The 21,993-nt window shown below is 42.6% G+C and carries 17 protein-coding genes; all 17 read right to left on the bottom strand.

Annotated features, from left to right (window positions below):
• Positions 1-26 precede the first annotated feature (26 nt).
• On the bottom strand, positions 27-1,163 hold the full coding sequence (locus NE848_RS03730) for a glycoside hydrolase family 130 protein (protein ID WP_252110867.1): 1,137 nt from the start codon (positions 1,161-1,163) through the stop codon (positions 27-29).
• 97 nt (positions 1,164-1,260) lie between these two features.
• Positions 1,261-2,517 carry a glucuronyl esterase domain-containing protein gene (locus NE848_RS03725; RefSeq protein WP_252110866.1) on the bottom strand — a complete coding sequence of 419 codons (1,257 nt, stop codon included), beginning with the start codon at positions 2,515-2,517 and terminating at the stop codon, positions 1,261-1,263.
• Positions 2,518-2,526: 9 nt separating this feature from the next.
• On the bottom strand, positions 2,527-4,161 hold the full coding sequence (locus NE848_RS03720) for a glycoside hydrolase family 28 protein (protein ID WP_252110865.1): 1,635 nt from the start codon (positions 4,159-4,161) through the stop codon (positions 2,527-2,529).
• Positions 4,162-4,163: 2 nt separating this feature from the next.
• Complete coding sequence (locus NE848_RS03715) at positions 4,164-5,201, bottom strand: Gfo/Idh/MocA family protein (protein WP_252110864.1); 1,038 nt, start codon at positions 5,199-5,201, stop codon at positions 4,164-4,166.
• A gap of 13 nt (positions 5,202-5,214) precedes the next feature.
• A complete protein-coding gene (locus NE848_RS03710) occupies positions 5,215-6,789 on the bottom strand; it encodes a sodium:solute symporter family protein (RefSeq protein ID WP_252110863.1) in 1,575 nt (524 codons plus the stop codon).
• A 10-nt stretch (positions 6,790-6,799) separates the two neighbouring features.
• A complete protein-coding gene (locus tag NE848_RS03705; RefSeq protein WP_252110862.1) occupies positions 6,800-7,951 on the bottom strand; it encodes a four-carbon acid sugar kinase family protein in 1,152 nt (383 codons plus the stop codon).
• A gap of 9 nt (positions 7,952-7,960) precedes the next feature.
• On the bottom strand, positions 7,961-9,001 hold the full coding sequence (gene pdxA / locus NE848_RS03700) for a 4-hydroxythreonine-4-phosphate dehydrogenase PdxA (RefSeq protein ID WP_252110861.1): 1,041 nt from the start codon (positions 8,999-9,001) through the stop codon (positions 7,961-7,963).
• 10 nt (positions 9,002-9,011) lie between these two features.
• The gene (locus NE848_RS03695; protein WP_252110860.1) at positions 9,012-9,923 is read right to left on the bottom strand and encodes a dihydrodipicolinate synthase family protein; all 912 of its coding nucleotides are present in this window, start codon (positions 9,921-9,923) and stop codon (positions 9,012-9,014) included.
• A gap of 20 nt (positions 9,924-9,943) precedes the next feature.
• Positions 9,944-11,086, bottom strand: coding sequence for an iron-containing alcohol dehydrogenase (locus NE848_RS03690; protein WP_252110859.1), 1,143 nt, complete (start codon positions 11,084-11,086; stop codon positions 9,944-9,946).
• A 41-nt stretch (positions 11,087-11,127) separates the two neighbouring features.
• Positions 11,128-12,162 (bottom strand): L-rhamnose/proton symporter RhaT, encoded by a 1,035-nt coding sequence (locus tag NE848_RS03685; RefSeq protein ID WP_252110858.1) that lies wholly within the window; start codon positions 12,160-12,162, stop codon positions 11,128-11,130.
• Positions 12,162-13,022, bottom strand: a complete 861-nt coding sequence (locus NE848_RS03680) for an amidohydrolase family protein (RefSeq protein ID WP_252110857.1) — start codon at positions 13,020-13,022, stop codon at positions 12,162-12,164. The genes NE848_RS03685 and NE848_RS03680 overlap by 1 nt, the downstream gene beginning before the upstream one ends.
• Positions 13,019-14,173, bottom strand: coding sequence for a CaiB/BaiF CoA transferase family protein (locus NE848_RS03675; RefSeq protein WP_252110856.1), 1,155 nt, complete (start codon positions 14,171-14,173; stop codon positions 13,019-13,021). The genes NE848_RS03680 and NE848_RS03675 overlap by 4 nt, the downstream gene beginning before the upstream one ends.
• Entirely contained in the window at positions 14,170-15,342 is a 1,173-nt protein-coding gene (locus NE848_RS03670; protein WP_252110855.1) for a CaiB/BaiF CoA transferase family protein, read from the bottom strand. Before NE848_RS03670 ends, NE848_RS03675 begins: the two co-directional genes overlap by 4 nt.
• The gene (locus NE848_RS03665; RefSeq protein WP_252110854.1) at positions 15,335-16,501 is read right to left on the bottom strand and encodes an ABC transporter substrate-binding protein; all 1,167 of its coding nucleotides are present in this window, start codon (positions 16,499-16,501) and stop codon (positions 15,335-15,337) included. Before NE848_RS03665 ends, NE848_RS03670 begins: the two co-directional genes overlap by 8 nt.
• Positions 16,501-16,944, bottom strand: a complete 444-nt coding sequence (locus NE848_RS03660; RefSeq protein ID WP_252110853.1) for a MaoC family dehydratase — start codon at positions 16,942-16,944, stop codon at positions 16,501-16,503. Before NE848_RS03660 ends, NE848_RS03665 begins: the two co-directional genes overlap by 1 nt.
• A 32-nt stretch (positions 16,945-16,976) precedes the next feature.
• Entirely contained in the window at positions 16,977-19,181 is a 2,205-nt protein-coding gene (locus tag NE848_RS03655) for an alpha-L-rhamnosidase-related protein (RefSeq protein WP_252110852.1), read from the bottom strand.
• Positions 19,182-19,251: 70 nt separating this feature from the next.
• On the bottom strand, positions 19,252-21,915 hold the full coding sequence (locus tag NE848_RS03650) for an alpha-d-galacturonidase (RefSeq protein ID WP_252110851.1): 2,664 nt from the start codon (positions 21,913-21,915) through the stop codon (positions 19,252-19,254).
• Positions 21,916-21,993: the final 78 nt, after the last annotated feature.

The raw sequence follows: 21,993 nt of genomic DNA, 5'->3' as shown, positions 1-21,993 counted from the left end.
AACAAACTAAAACAAATAGGAAACATTTATTCTTTATCTTCATCTTTTTCTGGCTCTACAAAATGTAAATCACTTTCTCCAAGATCTTTTGAAGTGGCTACGGCAATACCCCTTTGAAAATGTTCATTTACCGCGCAATAAAAGTGATATACCACTCCATCTTCCTTCACTACGAAAGATTTGTGAGCAAAGGCGTTATCATAAGGTTCTGAGGGAGCAATAAGATCCTCTCCTTCCCAGTCTTTCCAGTTAATAAGGTCGTTGGACACGGCGAAACGGTTGAAGGCTCCATCCTTCCAGAAAGCGCCAAAATAGAACATTACCCAGGTATCATTTATGCGTTGTATAAATGGATCTCCGGTAATACCGGTATGATGATTAATAAGTGGTTCATCCCCGTAACGCTCCCAGTTTCTCATATCGTCTGAAACCGCCATGGCTATCCTCTCGGCTCCACGCCCAGGATTAATGCTATCACCTCTAGCATTGTAGTACATTATGAATTTGTGGCCGGTCTCTCCCTGGAAATCCCTGATCACCGTTTCTTTATACATCGTACTGTTATCATACCATTTAGCATCTTCGTCATTCGGAGTAAGAATAGGTTCCGGTAACCTTTTAAATTCCACAGGCTCATCCGGAAGTTCTTCAGTATAAGCCATTCCAAGGGAAAGCGTACCCGCTTCATAGCCCTCACTGTCTCCGCCAAAGTAGCTCATCCAGTATTTATCATCATAAGTTGTCCACTCGTAGCTTCCACCCCAGGTTGGGTCCTGTAAAGCTATATAACCTGCTTTCTGATTCCTGTCCCATTTTGTGGTATCATCAGAGAAGGACATCACTTTTCCCAAATGTTCCCAGTCAAGCAAATTCTGACTTTTAGCCATCCAGGTTTCATACCCTCTGCCATCATAGATAAGATAGGTCATATACCAGGTACTGTCTATCTTATAGACGCTTGGACAGTCCATTTTATAGGAATTATCCTCCGGTACCATAACAAGGCCGTACTTGTAAGGTGTCTTGATCTCATTGTATATCTCCTCCATTACCGCATCGGTAATTTCTCTTTTCTTATATTCCTTTTTTTCGGGTTGAGAAGAACATGAAATAATTAATGCCAGTAAGACAATATTCAGGAAAAAGGTATATGCTTTTTTCATTGTTGATCTAAAATTGAACTAATTCTTTAGCAGAAGGAACCTATATTTCCTTCAGTATTGCAATATAAAAGAATGTTATTTTTTCGGTATCCTGTACTTACTTGATATACCGGTCGGCAAATTTCAAATATTGCTCCCAGTCATATTCAGTTATATCGTGTTTACCAGACCGGATATGATATCCCATTCCATTTTTCATCACAGGATGATCGATTTTTGGAAAAGAAACCTTTTTGAAAGTTTCCTTTCCGAAAAGATTATAAACTGGCGAAGCATATTTAGCAGATAAGAACTCTCCTTCAGGATCGGAACCCGGATCACCTTCTGCACTTGCAATATAAACGGGTCTCGGGGCGATCAAGGAAATCACCATATGCTGATCAAAAGGCATGACCGCTTCGTTATTATTGAACTGGCGGAAATTCTTACTGAACCAGTGAGGGTTCCCGTTGTTAAGTCTGGCTATATCCTCGCCTACTTTTCTTTTAGACAGGGCCGCTCCGCCCCCACCCGATTCATTGCTGATCACCATTGCAAAACGTTCATCTTTGGCTCCGGCCCAGATCGCCGCTTTGCCCATTCGTGAGAAACCGAAAACCGCTACTTTATCTTTACTGATCTCCGGATCGGTTTCGAAATAATCCATGCAGCGGCTCAGGCCCCAGGCCCATGCTCCAATGGTACTGAAGTTATCGCCACGCTTCTGTAGATCCGGATAAAGGGAATGAATCCCATTTTGAAAATCATCGAAATAATCGGGATCCAGGTCACCAGCGTAAACTGTTGCCACTCCATAGCCTTTGTCGAGAATCATCTCTATAGGCCAGCGGCTGGAAACAGCTCCTCTCGATCTTTCCGTGGGATGATTATCTACTGATCCTCCCGCACCTATCCAGACCCATTTATCAGATAACCTGATAGCCGGATCGGGGTTTATCGCATGATTGCCTTGGAAATTCAAACCAAGAAATACCGGCACGGGCTCATCTTGCCCTTTTGGCAAATATATGAGCATGTCCAGCAGATGATAATCTGTTTTTCCTTCCAGATAAATGGCTACCTGTTTTCTCCTGGCTATTCCCCCAAGCGCGTTCTCAGAATCATCAAAGACGATAAATTTCAAATCTTCAGGAGCTTCGGGAGCCTGGCCATACATTAATTCTTTGAGCATTTCCAGAATTTCAGGCCGGCGTTTCCTTTTCCATTCTTCCGCACTAGTAATCTTAGTTCCGTCTTCCGCAGTGAGAAGATCGGGCAATTCACAGGTCGCCGGGCCCATCATTTCGTCTTGCTGAACAAACATAATGCTGGGAAGAGACAACATAAGAATCAGCAAAAATGATAGTCTATTCATTGCAATCAACTAGTTCTTCTTATACATTTTTGAATCCCAGTTTATCGGATGTTCAGGCCTGGTATTCTTAAAAAGGATGTTCTTAACCGAATCTCCCTTAACTTCAGCATAAATATCATTTCCTCTAACATTGAACTCGGCATTCTCAAAACTAAGGTTCTGAATATTCTGTAAGCTCATAAGGGAATCATCACTTTTCACTTTCAGATTCCTGAAACTTATATTCCTCGCATCTGAAGCCCTGAAGAAATCCCTGGTATTATTCACCTGAATATTTTCCAGAGTGACATCTTTCAGAGGAGATTCCGGAATTCCATATATCTTCACGAAGGTTTCTGCATTTTCAACCAGAATATCCCTAATCTTTACATTTGAAAACCGGGGAGTAAGCTCGTTAATTTCTCGAAGCGGTAACCTGCTGGCCAGTTCACCAACATACATTTCCTGCCCGAGCATATCCCATTTAAATGCCGTTCCTCGAAGGTTCATCCTTATTCGTTCATAAATGAAATTTTCACCCCCGCCGCCACGAGGACGTCTTGATTTAAACCTTATCCCGACCATGGTATTATCAAAAACGCAGTCGTGCATATAAATATTCCTGACCATTCCCGCGGTTTCACTTCCAATCGTGATCCCGCCATGCCCTTCTTTTGCCAGACAATAGCGAATGACCACATTTTCGGTAGGTTCATCTACCCGGATACCGTCTTCACCTCTTCCTGCTTTCATGGTGAAACAATCATCTCCATTGTTCAGGGTAGAATACTCAATAAGTACATTTCTGGAAGAAACGATATCTATCCCATCTCCTTTTGGAATACCTACAGAATTTACCGTTACCCCTCTGATAATAACATTATCACAGTAGACCGGGACAATGTTCCAGAAAGCGGTTCGCTCCAGGGTGACACCTTCTATATAAACATTTTTGCATTTTGTGGGTGAAATAAATGAAGGCAGCAGGACAGACTCTCCGTTATAACCTTCGTACACTCTTTCTTCTACCGGTTTCTCCAGAGGAACGAATTTCTCGATCACATTTTCGGTCATTTCCTGGTTTCGGATAGAGCCTTCTCCCGGGCCGTATAAAGTTCCGCTTCCTGTAATAGCGATATTCTCTTCTTCATAGGCATAGATGCAGGCACCTAACGACATTACTTCCACCCCGCCATGACGCGTAAAAACAGCCGGCCTGAAATCCTCAATTTCACCACTGAAATAAAGTTCGGCTCCAGTTTCAAAATGAAGGTTCACATTGCTTTTAAGGATAAGCCTTCCTGTTCTCCATTTTCCCTCAGGAACGATGACCTTTCCTCCTCCTTTCTTACTTACCTCATCTATAGCCTGTTGGATATAACCGGTATTCATTTGATCTTCTGAAGCGCCGTATTCAGAAATACTCACAGAAAAATCGCGGAATTCCGGCTTTTTAAATTCAGGCATTGGGAACGGGGCCGAAACAGCAGCTATACTATCTGGCATTACCTCAGCTCCAACCTGCTCTTTTGTAAGCAGCTTATCAAGCGGAAAGAGGTTTTCACTGCTTTCTTCCTTTTTGTCTTCAGCACATGAGAAAAGCAATAGCGAAACCACTAAAAATAACAGTGATATGATTTTTTCTCTTCTTGCGAATACCAACATAATTAAATCTTTTCGGGATCAATTCCTCCTTCAGCGCTGGAAATATAGGCAGCTTCCACACAGGCCATCGTATGTATACAGTCTTCAACGCTGTTATCGGGAATATAATTTTCATCCTGTTTTGCCTTCAACATCTCCTGCATAGAGCCAATGAAGGCGTGCGGGAACCAGGTACCTTGCATGGGAATCTCCTGCCAGTCTCTTTCATCATCGTAAAGTATGTACTCGAACTTATCGTCTTTTCCTTTAGGATAGGACTTTAAAACCCCAATCTCCATACGGCAGGCGCCTTCGGTGCCTTCAATTTTAATGAACGAACGCTGATATTTTTCAGAATATCCATGATTATGATTGGTGAGGATATTAGCCCTTTTAAACATCCCATAATCCATAATGATATTACTCTTAACAGATGCCAGGTCGGTACTCGCAGGATGCTTTATGGTCTTCGCATAGATCTTTTCGGGATTTCCAAGAAAAGAGCGTACCAGATCTACATAATGTATACTGTGATACAGTATTTCCATACGGGGTATCGACTTTAAAAAATCCCATAAATGCCAGGGAGTAAATACATTTACGTTGATCTCAATATCACATATTTCCCCGAGTTGATCTTGGGCAAGGAGTTCTTGGGCCTTCCTGATGAAGGGTGCATAACGAAGCTGAAAATTGATCCCGGCCTTTAGATCCTTTTCCCGGCATAACTGCAGAATTTCTCTTGCCATCTTTAAGTCTTCCCCCATGGGCTTTTGAATAAGAATCACGGATTGATCAGGAATCTTTTTTAAAACCTTCAGGATTTCCTTTCCGGGCACGGCAAGATCAAAAACAGAATTTTCATCTACCTGCTCAATGATCTCCTCTAAACTGGAGTACACTCCCGGAATCTGAAATTTTTCAGCCAGGTTCCGGGCCTTTTCAATATCCAGATCAAAGATGCCTTTCACCTTAAATCCGGCGATCTGATATGCGGGCAAATGCGCATCCCTCACGATTCCGCCTGCTCCGATAATAAGTATGTCTGGTTCCTGACTCACTATGGCTATTTGTTTATATGGATTGATTAGCTTGTTGTTTTTTCAGCTTTTTCCAGCCTTTATAGGTAAGATTCTCATCAATATCCGGTTTGGGAAACAGATAACTTGCGAGCCAACCTACCACAATTAAGACTACATGACTGTATACACCAAGCATGTATTTATGTTGGGTAAAATTAAGCTCACCCAGGTCCAGTATTAAGTCTTTATTTTCGCCTGAACCTATACTTGTAGACGAAAGTAAGGCATAAGCAGTAAAAAGAACACATGCTGCAATTCCTATATTTATCCCCTGTTTATTGGCGCGGGGAACAAAAATTCCCAAGAGAAAGATCCCTACTATACCCCCTGAAAATATAGCATAGAGCATAAACACGATTCCCAGGACACCTTTATCCCCTGCTGAAACATAGGTTATCGCTACCAGAATAGCTCCAATCCCGGATAGAACAACGAAAATTTTTCCTGCTTTCAACCTCTTCATGTCGCTGGCTTCCGGCCTAAACTTGCTGTAAAAGTCATCTACTCCAACCGCCGCAAGACAGTTTAAGTCGGAGTCAAGAGAAGAAATTGCGGCTGCCATAAGGGCTGAAATAATAAGCCCAATAACTCCCACCGGCATTTCATTTAAGATAAAAAACGGAAAAACTGCATCGGCCCTGATATCTTCGGGAAGAGGATTCACACTCTGCTGATAAAAAACATAGAGCGCGGTCCCAATAAACATAAAAATCATCCAGATGGGAACCACCATGAGTACCCCCATAACAGAAGCCCGTTTAGCAGACCTGTCAGTTCTGGCCGTTAAATACCTCTGAACTATAGTCTGATCTGTTCCATACTTTTGAATAGCATAAAAAACGCCGTTAATTGCCATAACCCAGAAAGTAAGATTAACAAAATCCCAGTCAAATGGCCCCAGACTCATTTTCCCTTCAGAATTTGCCGTAGACAAAACGGCGCCCAGGCCTCCTTCCATTTTTAAACCAATAAAGACCAAAGTAATTATCCCTCCCAAGATCAATAACAAACCTTGAATCACATCCAACCAGATAACCGCTTCCATTCCACCAAGTACTGTCAAAATAATAATTGCAATTCCCAGGACAATTATAATTGTATACGTATCGAATCCCGTCATGCTTGCCAGTGCCAGGGAGAGAAGAAAAAAAACAGATCCCATTTTGGAAAAGTGGGTCAGCACGAAGGCCAGTGCGGTATATAACCGGGCAAAATACCCGAATCTCTTTTCAAAATATTCATAGGCACTCAAACCAATCACCTTACGATACATAGGAACCAGGAAACCTATCAGGGCAATAACTACAATAGGAACCATTAATCCCTGCACCAGTCTAACCCAGTTTGACCCGAAACCTTCACCGGGATACGCCAGAAATGTAACACTGCTGATCAAAGTAGCAAAGATCGAGATCCCTATTGCCCAGGAAGGAATATTACCTCCTGCAGAGAAATACTGAGCGGTATTGGACTGCTTTTTTGCAAAGCCCAAACCTACAGCCAGTGATACAATAATACTAACTACGATAATAAGGATATCTATCCAGTGAAGAGAATTTTGTTCCATCATTTAATTTTTAAAAAGGCCATATTTCCTTTTGCCATTTATAGCTTCCCGGTTTTACTGTTATAAAAAGATCTTTTTCTTCTTCAGTCTTCATCCGGATGACTCCCGGTGCAAATTCCTGTACGGGAGAAAATTTTGTATAATTTATTTTACTTAGTACAGCAAAGGCCGTCGCTCCGCCTTCAATAATAAGTTCATCTAATTGCTGGTTTTCCAGAACTTTATGCACCAGACTCGCAAATGTATTTTCAATAAGCACGGGAAGCTCCTCTTTATCTTCGAATTCCGGATTTCCCACTGCTGCAATGACCGAATTATGCTTTTTGATATCAGAAATGATTTTATCACTCCAGACCTGCATTTCTTTTTCCCTTTCCCGAGGCTGAAAAATCCTTTCTGGTATATTGTGAATCACCGCTCCCTTTCTTGCTGCCTTTCTGAGCGCATTTTTACTGTTCATATGGGCACTCCCACATATATAAAGACATTTATCCCCGAGATTTCCAGAAGGTTTTTTATCGTTATTGAGTTTGATCTTATTTTGCTTCAGAAGTGCTTCAAAGAAATTTGCTCCTCCTGCCAGAATATTGTCATTGCCTGAAGCTTTGGCCCACTCTTCTAAGTCTTTTACGGTAGCAGCATTTCCAATTATAATCCCCTTTGTCAAGGCCTGATCTGATGAAGCTACCTGAATGGTATCATGTTCTTCTTTTTCTATTAAATCGAATACATGGGAGGTTCTGTTTTCCGAAACTGAATCTGAAAAAAAATCGGCTTCCATTAAAGGTTTCCCCTGATAATAGTAAATGCCATTTTCGATTGTACGATCTAAGGAAGGGTTTGCCGGAATGAATATAACCCGGTTCTTATTCAAGAACTTTAATGCAGTATGCAGGCTAATCTTCACATGGCCTCGAAATACGGAATCCAGTTTAAGAAATATCATGGAATTTGGTAAATCCTTTACTTTTAGGAGAAGATCCTGAAGGATTTTCATGGCAGAAGATTCATCCCTGGCCCGCATGTTAGTTGCGAAAATCACCATATCTCCCTTAAAGTCATCATCCGAGGATGTATACAGATGGACATCATAACCATAACGCAGACCAATACCACCAATTTCTGCGGCACCGGTAAAATCATCTGCAATAACGATTACCATATTTCCTGATTATTTCTTTTTTGATTGGTGCAATCGAACGGCATATTCAATGGCAAGAACCATAGCATCCGGGCTGGCGATATTCTTACCGGCGATTTCCATAGCAGTTCCGTGATCTACAGAAGTCCTGATTATTGGTAAACCTAATGTGATATTCACTCCGCGAACACTCTTCATCTGCTTCTTTTTCTTATCCCAGTTAAAACCATGAACTTTAAATGGAATATGGCCCTGGTCATGGTACATTGCAACACAGCCGTCATAAACTCCTCCAATTGCTTTTGGGAATAAAGTATCCGGCGGCACAGGCCCTTCCACGTCATAACCTTTTTCCTGAGCCTCTTTTATGGCAGGAATTATTTCTTTTTCTTCTTCATCGCCAAATAATCCACCATCGCTGGAATGTGGATTCAATCCCGGAACACCCAGCTTAGGATTTTCTATTCCTATTTGTTTACAGGCATCATGCAATAGTTCAATGGTATCCAGTACCCGTTGTTTTTTAACAAGATCACAGGCCTGGCGTAGTGAAACATGAGTCGAAACATGAATAACACGTAGATTTTCTTCCACCAGGAGCATAGCATACTTACTGGTATTGGTGTAATCTGCATAAATCTCAGTATGGCCGCTGTATTTATGACCGGCTTTGTTAATGGATTCCTTATGGATAGGGCCGGTGACGGTAGCATCTATAGTGCCTTCCAGGGCCAGACTGATCATCTTCGTTACATTTTCAAAAGCCGCATTCCCCGCCATTGCAGAAACTTCGCCCAACTGAAGTTTTTCGAGATCCACGTTCTTCATATCGAAGACATTCACCATTCCTGCCTCATCAAAAATGGCCTCTGACACATCACTGATTGGGTTAAGTTTCAGATCAAGACCGGTGATTTTTAAGGCATTTTCCAGCACTCCCAAATCACCAAAAACAATGGGTCTGCATTTATCTGTCACCTCAGCAAGCGTGACTGCTTTCACGGTTACTTCAGGACCAATACTGGCGGGGTCACCCATTGAAATTCCTATTATTGGTTTATTCTGATTCATTTCAATCTTTTTATTTACTGGTATTATATTGTGAATATTTCTGAAGCACTTCTGCCTCTATTTTTCCCTGTAATTCATCAGAGATTTGGAGCATAGGAAGTTTTACTTTGTTCGAGCACAATCCGAAGGTTTGCATCATGCCTTTTAAGCGTGGTATAGCCTCACTTAATAAATTCCCAGCCTGATAATACGCACTTATTGCATTTGTTAATTCCTGTAATTGATCAGCTTTTTCAGAATTGCCATTTGCGGCCGCCTCAAATAGGTCAGAATATATGGAGGGAACCAAATTGGCAGTACTGGGAACGATCCCATCAAGGCCATTTCTTACACCATATGAGGACTTCGCAGCCCATCCTAAATGAAAAACGAAATCTTCGCGATCTTTCCATTTATCCAAAGCTTTATCCAGGCGGTCATCTCCGCGTTCGGAATCCTTAAGGCCTATAATATTATCATGTTGGCTCAACTTATCAATGATTTCTATAGACAGGGAATGATTTGTTGTTGCGGGCATATTGTAAAGAATCAGAGGCAGTGGTACAGCATCGGCCAGTGATTCGAAATAATGAAGCATATGATCATCAGACAGGGGATAAAAGGCCGGTAAATGAGCCACAAGCGCGTCGACCCCCACATCCCGAAATCGCCTGGCACTTTCCACACTTTCGTCAAAACAATTTCCTGAAATGCCAGCATAAACCGTTCTCCTTCCGTTTACTGCCCTCGTAACGCTTTCGGCAAGAAGGCTTTTTTCAGATTGTCTTACAGACAATGCTTCCCCCGTAGTTCCGAGAATAAAAACGGAACAGTCATTAGTCACCAGATTTTCAACGATCCTTTCCGAAGCATCTCTGTCAATATCAAGATTGTTTGTGAACGGAGTGATCATGGGCACTATAACCCCCTTAAATTTATTCATATCTTTTAGTTCCATTTTCTTCAAAATGCTGACTGATAAATATATTTCGCATCGTGCAGCGTTACTTCTCTCAAATTATTCTTCAGTAAACGCTGAACTTTTAAGGCATTTTCAGCCAAAAGATCTATGGAAGATTCCGGAATTTCCAGATCGGAAAGCTTTGAAGGGATCCCGCAATCACTATTTAATTTCCGGATGATCTCAATACCTCTTTTTGCAATTTCTTCTGGAGAATTTCCCTTTTCTGCTCCAATAGCCAGTGCAATTTCTGAATATGGCCCAATTGCTTCCGGTAAGTTATATTCCATTACATAAGGTAAAAGCACTGCATTAGAAAGGCCATGAGCAATATGGAATTCAGTACCCAAAGGATAAGAAAGAGCGTGCACGGCAGCCGTATTAACGGGTCCCAGGCACATACCTCCATATAAGCTACCCAAGGCCACATTGGCTCTGGCTTCTTCATCATCACCGTTTCGATAGGCAATTGGTAAATATTGAGCTATCAATCGAATTCCTTCCAGGGCAAATACATTAACCATAGGATGGGCAAAATTGTTTGCATATGCTTCCAGACAATGGGTAAGCGCATCAATACCGGTGGCCGCTGTTACAGATGGTGGTACACTATGAGTTAATCTGGGACAGATATAAGCTGCGTCCGGCACTAAAAAAGGACTTATTACTCCTACTTTATTACCTTCATCATCTATAAAAATAGCGTTTGGCGAAACTTCACTTCCAGTGCCGGCAGTCGTTGGCAGACAACTTAAATAGGTCTGACGTTCTTTTAAGTTGCCAATTCCCTTTACCTCTTCAAGACTTTGCGTGTTTTTTAATTGCGCAGCCACCAGCTTGGCAACATCCAGCACACTTCCACCTCCAATGCCCACTATACTATCAGCTTCATAGGATCTGGCGTTTTCAAGAATAGTTTCAAATTCAGAAAAGCTGGGCTCCTGTTCTATTGATTTATCCACATAGATTTCAATCCCTTCCTCCCGCAAATTTTTGATACTTCGTTCAAGTAAATTTTCCACATGCTCCGTAATGAGCATATATAATCGGCGGTTCCCGGTTTTCAGGTAATCCTCTATAAATACCTTTAAAGAATCATCTCCAAAGGAAAGCTTAGCGGGATTGAGTAAGTTTATTGTTCTCATCACATTAAAATTTATTGTCTTCTTCGGTTAATATGATCGCATCAGGCCGACATGGAATTCCCTATCGTTAATGACAATACTGCAGCCAGCAGAATAGCAATGGCCAGGACAAGTATAAAGACCGTCTTTCCTTTGGCTTGTTTCCATTCCTTTAAAGCCAGTCCCGCGAGCATACTGAAAAGTACCAACATGATCATATGAATAGCCCAGCTGGTAAACTTGTAATCTCCCATACGCACATGGCCGAGGCCATAAAAGAAAAACTGCGAATACCAGAGCATACCGGTAATAGCGGCAAGGATATAATTCAGATTAAGCGGTACATTCCCGGCGGGTTTATATTCTCCCCAGGTCTTATTCTTATTATGCAGAAAAACACAATAGATCCCTGTGGTTAAAAAAGCTCCTGTATTTGAGAAAATATAGACTACGTTTGTTTGAAAATTTCCCGCCCCATAATCATAGGCGATATCAGCAATTGGCTGACCCTGATCTATAGCGAACCCATAAAGGGCAGAAAGCACTCCTGCCAGCAGACATAAAGGCAGACCTTTAGCCACCGAAAAATTTGAATCTATCTCTCCTATATATTTTGAAAGATCAATTTCCTTAAAGCGTCCGGCAATTCCACATAGGGCTATTCCAACAACCCCCAGTATCATTCCTGTTATAAGCCATCCCGCACCTGGCTGCTGCAACACCGCTCCCAGTTCACCTTTCACAAAAGGCGGCAGCAAAGTGCCCACTACACATGAAATTCCAATCGAAATAGCATAAGTGAGGGAAAAACCTATGTAACGAATGGCAAGGCCAAAAGCAGTCCCTCCAATTCCATAGGCAGCTCCGAGTACGAAAGCTTTCCACATGGCATCAGCAGGGGCTTCTTTCAAAACCGTAACTAACTCCGGGATCGTTATCCAGGCAACGAGTAGCGGAAGGAGAAACCAGCATACAAAGGCCTGAGCCAGCCAGTAGGTTTGCCACGACCATTTGATCACTTTCTTCTGCGGCGTGTAGCATAACGCAGCAAAGGCGGCTCCTACGGCATGAAATGCCACTCCTCCAATTACACTCATTAAGTCTTAAGATTTAAATTATAAAATCGATTAGCATTGTTAAAGCTGACTAATTCCAGCTCTTCATCATTTAAAATTTCTTTCAGGCTTTCTTCATACTGCTTCCAGGTATAGGCGTAGCTTCCGGCAAGCAAAGAGACAGGCCAGTCGCCTCCTAAAAAGCATCTATCTGTTCCGAAGTGCATAAAAACGAATTTGATATAATCGTTTATTTCAGCCTTTCCCCAGGAATCTGGTTTTCCAGAGGTAGTTCCCATTCCGGAGATCTTTACATGAAAATTTGGATATTCTGAAGCTTCCTTCATCAGGTCTCCCCATTTTCCATACTTAAGGTTTTGCTGAATTGGCGGCTGATTTAAATGATCGAACACCATCCTAAGCCCCGGAACTTTTTTAGCAACTTCAAGCGCTGTTTCAATATGTTCTGGAAGTATACCTACCAGATCAAAAGGCAGGTCATGATCAGCCAGTATTTGTAAACTTTCGAGCACCTTTTCCTGCAGCAGCCATCTTGGATCCTTCTCATCATGGATAAGATGCCTGATCCCTTTGAAATATTGATTTTTAATATATTTCTCTTTCAAAATAGCCTTGCACTCTTTCGGTTCTTGAAGTGGAAGCCACCCCACTACTCCTTTAATCCATTCATTATTTTCGGCCACTTCCAGCATCCAGTCGGTATCCTCAAAGTTATTGGCAGCCTGCACCAGCACTCCATATTCCACATTAGTCTTCTTCCGCTCTTCTTCCAACTCTTCTATAGAATAAGTTCTGTTAAGAATGGAAGTATCTTCTTCCAGCCAGGAATACCTCGCCTTTTCAAAATCCCAAATATGAATATGTGTATCTATGATCTTCATTCCTGTTCCATTAATCCAAATTCACGCACGATAGCATCATTATGTTCTCCTAAAAAAGGGGCCCCTTTTTCAGATTTTAAGATTTCACCATTCACACGAACCGGACATCTGGTTGTTTTGATCTCCTGTCCTTTGCTGGTAAAAACCGTCATCTCCATATCCAAAACCCGATAGCCTTCTTCATCTATTAGCTCTTCGATATTTAAAACTTTCGCGCACCAGATATCTGCCGGTTCCAGTATATCCAGCCAGTACTTTGTTCGTTTTTCCTTAAGATGACCGGCAAGTATCTTCTTGATCTCATCTCGTAACCTGAACCAATTCTTTGGATCGTCATATTTTTTCAATGGTGGACAATCGAGCAATTCTGCCAGTTTTGGAATACTGCCCATAGCAAGGGCTAAATATCCATCCTGAGTTTCATAAACTCCATAAGGAGCTGCAACATAAGAATGGGCGTGATTCTTTTCACTTCTTTCCGGTAGTTCCTCCCCGTCATTCAGGAAAGTGGTAAATACTTCGAACTGAAAATCCAGGGCCGATTCCAGCATACTCACCTGCACCAGACTTCCCTCGCCGGTTGCATCCCGCTTTACCAGTGCAGCTAAAATTCCCTGTGCCAGATGAGTCCCGGCAAGAATATCCACTACACTTATCCCCATGGGAGTCGGGATCTTTGAGCTTTCAGCATTCAGATATGGTAAGCCCGAAAGTGATTGCAATAACAGATCCTGTCCTGGAAGATCTTTCCATTCACCTTCTTCTCCATATCCACTGATCCCGGCATATATTATTTTCGGATTTATCTCAAGAATTTCCTCATAAGAAAAACCCAGTCTCTCCATCACGCCCGGCCTGAAATTATGCATCACAACATCGGCCTTCTTCAAAAGGTCTTTTACCTGTTGTTTATCCTTTTCATCTTTAAGATCTGCCGAGAAGCTTTCCTTGTTCCTGTTGATCGTATGAAAAAGGGTGGATTCGTTCGCCACTTCAATTTCAGAAACATACAGTTGCCGACAAATGTCGCCCGTTCCGGTTTTCTCGATCTTTATCACACGTGCTCCAAAATCAGCCAGTCTCAGGCTGGCTGAAGGACCAGACAGAAATTGTGAAAAATCCACCACCAGTATTCCCTCTAATAATTTCATACCGGTTTATCGTTTAATTCAAATTCCTTTTTAACCGAAGCTGTATGTTGCCCCAGGTTCGGAGCCGGCCAGGCACCCCATAGTTTTTCACCATTAATTCGTATAGGACAACGATTGGTTTTAATACTTTTCGACCCGGGAATATCAATCTCCTGTTCGAGTTCAAATTCCTTATAACCCTTGGTTTGTTTTAACTGTTTCCAGTTCTTCAGATCGGTAGCCCAAAGTTTCCTGGATTGTAATTTTTCCATCCAGAACCCTGTGGATTCTTCTTTCAGAAAATCCACCAGAACTGATTTTATTTCATCTCTTTTCGAAAATACCATGGACTGATCGTAAGCTTCTAATCGGGGACAGTTCAGAGCTTTTTTAAGCTCCTGCAATGGAACCATCGCCACAGCTATAAATCCGTCACTGGTTTCATAAATTCCGTAAGGTGCACCCAGAAGAGGGTGGGCATTATTTACCGCGGAACGCAAAGGTCGCTTCCCGCTGACGAAATAAGTAGTAAAGATTTCAAACTGGAAATCGATCAAAGATTCTAAAAGACTGATCTCAACTTTCACAGCTTCACCTTTTCTGTTTCTCGAGATCAGTCCGGCAAGAATTGCCTGCACTACCTGCGCTCCACAGAGAATATCGCCGATAGCCAGGCCGAAAGGAGTTGGGGCGTCGTCCCTGTCACCACTGTTAAACATTAGGCCGCTCATGGCCTGTAACAATAGATCCTGTCCCGGTTTTTTTGCCCAGGGACCTTCCTTTCCATATCCGCTGATCTCAGCGTAGATAATCTTAGAGTTGATATTTTTAACCTGTTCAAAACCAAGGCTCAGTTTTTCCATCACTCCGGGGCGGAAATTATGTATCATCACATCGGCTTTTGAGATAAGTTTTTTAATTTCAGCCAGTTCCTCTTCAGATTTCAGATTGGCGGTATAACTTTCCTTATTCCTGTTGATAGTATGAAACAGAAGTGAGTTCTCTTCAACCCACTGGTCTTTGATAGGCAAAATCCTGCACAGATCGCCCTTTCCGGGATTTTCAATTTTGATCACCCTGACACCAAGATCGGCCAGGCGCAAACCCGCAGACGGCCCCGAAAGGTACTGGCAAAATTCCAGGACCAGAAACCCCTCCAATGGCTTCGAGATTTGATCTTTTCTACTCATGCATCTTTTCCTTCAAACTTTGCTGATAGATCTCATTGATAGTTTCCAAAGCCTCTTCAGCCTTAATTTTTTCTAATAAAAAGTCCTGAACCGGGTCTCCGGCATGATCCTGAAAATGGAGGTAACCGTTATAACGCGGCCTCTGGTAGGAATTATCAAGAGATGCCAGTGTATCCTTAAAACAGTTATTATTGAACTGATTGTTCTGTTTGTCAAGCCAGGCTTTTCTATGGCCAGGCTGACCTCCGTGCATCACAAACTCTGTAGACTGGTATTCTTCGGAACCAGCCATTGCTGCAAACTGAAGCGCTTCCTCTTTATGCTCACTAAAAGCGGAAACAGAAAGACCTGTCCCTCCCAGGGTACTTTTAAGTTTCTGACCGGGCTTAAAATCCACTAAATCTCCATAAGTGATCTGGTATTTGGCATAGCCCCGCCTGGTATAATTAGAATAACCGTATGCAAACGGGCAGTACCAGTAATCGTTGGAGCTGCTCATCATTTCAGCAACCTTTATAGGATTGGCTTCAAACATTCTTTTTTCCAGTAAGCCGTAAAATTCAGCCAAACTAGCCAGAGCCTTCAGGCCTGTTTCTTTACTAATTACTTCTTCTTTATTCTTAAAAGGAATTTCACCATGAACCTGGCAGAACATATAAAAGTTCATCAAAAGATCTATTGGAATAGCCGGAGCAGCAACTTTTCCTTTTCTGGCCAGATCAAGAACCTCGTCCCAGGTCTGAGGTACCGCAACTCCATTATCATCAAGCAGATCTCTTCGAAAACTAGGAACGGGCGCTGCCGCATCTATCGCCAGGGCCCACTGGTGGCCGCCATAATTATAACTGTCGTGCGAACCGCCTACCTGATTTTCTTCCTGATTCTTTATAAATTCCTTAGAAAGGTACTTTTCCAGAGGCAATACACATCTGGTTGCCGCAGCGCAGCCTACCCATGGATGATCTATCACCAGTAGATCATAGCTTTCGGTAAGTTTTTCAATAGGGTAATCGGCGAATTCCTGCAAGGTTCTTTGCCGCCATTCAATATGAACATCGGGATATAGTTCTCTGAACCTTTGTGCACAGGCCTGTAACGGAACCAATCCACGTGTATGTCCCCAGGTTATACCTTTCAATATTTTTGGAGAGTCTCCCATTACTGAGCTTTCTTTTCAGTTAACAATAAATGCTCACAAAGCATCACCAGTTCGTCGTTCTGATTGAAAACCTCAACCTTTTCAGTCACAAGGCCATATTGAGGTTTTTTGTGATCTTTCTTATCTGAAATACTGATCTTCACTTTGATGGTATCTCCGATAAAGACCGGTTTTGTAAAGCGAAGTCTTTCATAACCATAGGTCATGGCTACTTCATTAATGACATTAGCTGTCATCCCGATAGCTACTGAAAAAATCAGCGTACCATGCGCGATACGTCTTTTAAAAGGCTGGGTTTTGCACCACTCCTCGTCCATATGATGCGGAAAGAAATCCCCGGTCTGTCCGGCATGCATCACAATATCGGTTTCGGTGATAGTGCGGCCGATAGTAGTACGCTCTTCACCGACTTCAAATTCTTCGTAATATTTTTTTATAAACATACATTCGTTTTAGAAAATTTCCGGAATGCTGGTTACAGAACCCTGTAAGAAACCCTGTATTCCTTTCCCGGTTCAATATTCATCTCATATTCGTTCTCTCCAAGACTTTTAATTTTCGCGGAACTGCGAGGCTTGGATTTACTTTTGAAAATCAGTTTTCCTTCTCCCTTCACTCCGGTAAGCTTTATCTCCTTCTGATCGATGTAAACTTCAATATCCCCATTTGGCGTTGGAACTTTACCCTCCATCCATTTGAGGCCACCTAAATTGGGACGAATTTCATATTCTGCATATCCGGGAGCTGTTGGCTGCACACCCAGATAATATCTTCCGAAGAGATAAACAGGGCTCGCTCCCCAGGCATGGCAAAGGCTTTTTCCATAAGGCCTGCCGTACATGGCAAGCTGATCTGCTCCTTCTTCGGAGGGATCATATTTCTCCCAGAATGAAGTAGCTCCCAACTCCAGCATTCCGCCCCAGTAATCCCGGATTTCTTCAAGTACATATTCCTGCTCTCCCATTGCACAAAGAGCTTCTAGTTCGTAAAAACGCATATAAGGCGTGGTGATCTGCAAAATATCATCATTCAGAAGCACATTTTCCTTTACGCTTTGCTTCTTCTCTTCATCAAAATAGTTAAAGAAGATACCGAACATATTCGCATAGCGTGTCACAATATCCTGCATCTCCCCGTCAATTCGCTGGTGCTGCATCACCTGTTCCTCCTCATCCCAGAAGACATCGAATAACTTGCTTTTCAATTCGGTTGCCAGCTCCTCATACTTTTTCTGATCTTTGGTTTCACCGGCGATTTCAGCACTCACTGCCATAGCTTCCAGACTGCGCGCGAGCAGCATTTGTTCAAAACTCACTTCACCGGTCTTAGGAAGACCATCGGCCCAGTCTATAAACACCCAGTCTCCTTCTAGTGGTTCCAGAAAACCCGCTTCGTTACGCCTGCCTAGAACAAATTCCATCAGACTCTTAATACGCGGATAAAACTTTTTAATGAAGGTGGTATCTCCGGTGTAGAGGTAGTAATCGTAGATACCCCCAAACCAGTACAGCGAATAGTCCATAATGGTATTGATATGTGCCGTTACGGGCTCTTTTCCCCGAAGTGCCAGAAGAGTGCGTTCTACTGATGCCTCATCGAAGAATAAGTAATAGTTCATCAGGTAACTCTGATAGGCGTCGCCAGACCAGATCCACCGATCCCGTTTGATCCCATCGATGAAGAATTCCCGGGTCGTTAGATGCATGGTGTAAGCAGACACATCCCAGATCTCATTCAGCAGCTCATCAGAAGAGTTGAATTCACCCCGGTAATCCAAAGGCAAATATTCATAAAGCATGGAAATAGAATCATATTTTATCGTGGGATCGGTCTGTACCTGTACATAGCGGTAAGCTTTCGATTCGTCATGAGTATAAGTAGAAGGCTGACTCCCATCGAATTGAATATAATCCAATGTTTCACAGCGGGCTGAATCCAGGGCCTCCTCCCGGGATTCCCCGTAATACAGCGAAAGCTGCCCTTCGCCTTCCAGGCCGTGAACTCGAATATAGCCAAAGGTTTCTTTGCCAAAGTCCACCAGTTCACCCTCGCCTACAGGCTCAGTACTTTCCGCAGCCCAGGGTTCAGTTTTCAATCTAAATTCGGAAGGCTTATCTTCAGGAGAATGAAATTTCCAGGAGCCTACAGGTTTCCAGGGCGTTCCTGATTGCTGGGCATTCCCCTCTTCATCTATCCAGAGTTTATCTTCATTTGTAACTATCCAGGATTCATCAGAGTTAATATAAGTGCCATCGATATAAATAGCCGGCAAAAATTCCTGATTGTAAACCTTCAGGGAAATCTTATGTTTTCCCGGTTCGATAGTGACCGTTTCAGGCTGGCCATAGATTTGCTTACCATCCACAAGCAATTGAAAAGGGCCTTCTGTGTGAATATCCACCTCATCCTGCTCCGGAATATCTACTTCGGTTTGAAAAGTTACGAGTGGATAAGGACTGTAATAACGCCAAAGAGGTGGAAACACAGCCTCACGTTCCGTACGCCGCACCTGCATTTTATTGCTAAGCCAGATTTCAAAATCTCCGGGATACCAGATCCAGGTGGCTGATTCATTTGCTTTTGAAGTCTGGGCTTCAACAGAAAAGGGAATAAATAAAAGAAGTGCTATGAACCCGACAAGTAATTTGTGAAGTCTTATTTTTTTTAGAGAATCTCGCATCAAGAAATGAGTTAAAGTCTAAAAATCCTAAAAAATCACTGATGTCTTATCCTGTACCTTCCTGTGCCGGTCATTCAAACAACCAGTCTATCGCCCTTTTTCCTTTCACCCCGACATCGCGGCTTTGAATCTTCTGATCTGCCTTGATGAATCCAAGAATCAGCACGCGCCCTTTGCCTAATTTGAGCTGATGTTGTCCAGGTTCAAATCTGTAAGTATGGATATTGATCTTTGGAGCATCATCCAGTTTCAGGGCATTTGCGAGGGTAATATCGGCCTGCCCCCGGATATTTCCGGCAGCATTGGTCTCCAGGGTTGGGGCAACCAGGTTATCAGGATCTTCGCTATCGAAATAACCGGTAATCACTTTTACGGGTTTACTATTCCTGAATTTCAGGACCGTTCCATTTTCCACCTGTTCCTGTTCCTGGAATTTAACGCCGGTAAGCCTATTTAATTCAGGAGCAAGATCAATGATCTGGGCGCTCATTCTATCATAGACCAGAGTACCGATTTCCACTGGATATCTCTCCTTCTCTGAAAGCAATTCTATTTCTGCCGGTTGCCAGGCTTCAATTTTTTTCTGCTTTATGTTACCGGAACCAGCTTGCTGAAGTTTATAAATATTCCTTCTTAAATTTTCATATTCCTCCACAAAAAGAGGGAGCATTTCTTGCCAGGTCTTATACCTGCCTTCATTCCCACCAATCGGAATTCTCCTCATGCTGGTTTGCATGCTATTGGCATATAAATAATGATCTTTAGTAAGATCCACCAGCGTTCGGTAATGTTTAAGGCTTTTGTCCAGGTGCTTTGCGGCTTCTTTTAAAGTTTCCAGGTTGCCGGAATGGTCATATTCGAGCACTAATTGCGCTGCTTTCACCTTTTCAGAAAAGAATTTCGCAAAAGCGTTGTACGCCTGCATATCATTCTGCAGCCGTTTAAATTCTGCTATATTTTCACTGACTCCTTCAGCCGCCTTATCTATCGCATTTACCGCTTCCTCGCCGTGCCTGGTAATTTCACTGATAATTTGCGGCGGGGTTTCCCCGGAATGAGGTTCATTGTTCCATTCTTTTCTGGCATAATCTATCAGGATCTCCCCTTTTGGCCCAGTAGATTCATAGAAGCCGGGATACACTCTCCACTTATAAGGATTTACCAGCTGACTCATAAACATGCCTAAAAGTAAGGTTTGCCGGTTTCCCTCTGTGATCCCAAAGCGCCGTAATGTCTTGGGTGCAATTTCACCAGCTTCTTCATAGGCTTTTAAAATAGATCGGCCCACCTTACGGCTCCCACCGTACTTCTCTGACAGTTCATCACTCCAAAAATCGATCTCCTCCTGCCTGTCCCTTTCATCATCCCAGGCATAGCGTCCCCAGGCATTATACCATATCCAGTCCCGCTCCATTTCCAGTAATCGCTTTTCAGTTTTATCAGGAGTATAAGGCCAATCCCAATAAGCCACCTGCGGATACAGATGCAATGCATTCGCTCCATGAATGTTGTGCATTGCCTGAACACTTTTCTGAATAAAATCAGGGGAACCATAACGGAAAGGTTCCAAATTGGCCAAAACATGCACGTTTGAAATATGAATGGAAGCCAGGCTACTGAGATCCTGATGAATTTTCGTCCATGGTCCTCGTGGTTCATAGGTGGTCAGGGACTCTCCGTTATACTTATGCATCGTGTAAAGGTTCTTATATAAAGGGAAAGCTGCTTCTATCACCTTTGGCGCATCTGTATCGTGTGCTCTGAGAATGATTGGAGGTTCATCTGTACGTTCAAGCTCTTTAAGCCCGTCTTTTACACCGGGAATCACCGTATTTGTAAACCAGTTGATATCGTTCTTTATGCCGCTCATCGCTTCACCCAGTGCTACGAGCAAACCCACGTTCGGGTATTTCTCAATAAATGCAGCGATAGATTTCCGGTTGTAATCTTCCAACAGTGGTGTTATCTCTCTTCCCCTGTCCTGGGTTACTATATTATGATGTTCTGCAAAAGGTTTGGAAACTATGATGTTGTAGAACATTTGAATCACCCAGATCCCGCGCTTGTTAGCCTCGGTAGTTAAAAATTCGAACATTTCCTCGTTTTTTTTGAAAGTTTCTTCGTCAACTTCCAGGGCATACGGATAATCCTTCAGTTTTATCAAGGAGGCGAAGGGATGCCCATTCCAGAGGTAAAGGGAATTGAACCTGTTTTCCACCAACATATCGAGATAATCGATCCAAAGCTCCTTATCGTAAAACCAGGGGAAATTTTCAGGAGTATATGGATATTCATACACACCTCTTCCAGGTAGAAGAGTGGTTTTTTGCATTCCGATTGCGGTACCACGCAATACCATTTCTGGTTGATCGGTAAAATCAATGGTATCAGGCAACTTCTTGTTTTCCTTAACTCTTTCGGCAAGTTCTAATGCAGCATAGAGAGCTCCGGAGGAATCATAGCCTACCGCATAAATATCATTATCGGCAGAATAAATCCTGAAAGCTTCCTTTTTTTCAGGCACTTTCTTTCGCACTTGAGGTGCAATATTTTCCTTAAACCAATCGGATCCCTGAATACTAATAGAGATCCTGCGTTGTTCTACATCTGTTGGAATACTCTGAAGTATTTCAGTCTTAATTCCTTCGGCGGTGATAGCTTCCTGAAGCTTGCCCGTTCCGAATTTTACTCTGGGAGAATCCCCATCACTGATAATTTGAACCTGCGCCTGCATTCCTATTGAAATTAAGATTAAGAAGAAACAAGCAGCAATAGTTCTCAATTGGAAGTTTTTAAAATTACATATCCCTCC

The sequence above is a fragment of the Gramella jeungdoensis genome, assembly GCF_023805255.1.
In the GTDB taxonomy this organism is placed as follows: domain Bacteria; phylum Bacteroidota; class Bacteroidia; order Flavobacteriales; family Flavobacteriaceae; genus Christiangramia; species Christiangramia jeungdoensis.
The sequence above is the reverse complement of the archived record's forward strand: the minus strand, read 5'-3'. Positions and strand labels throughout refer to the sequence as shown.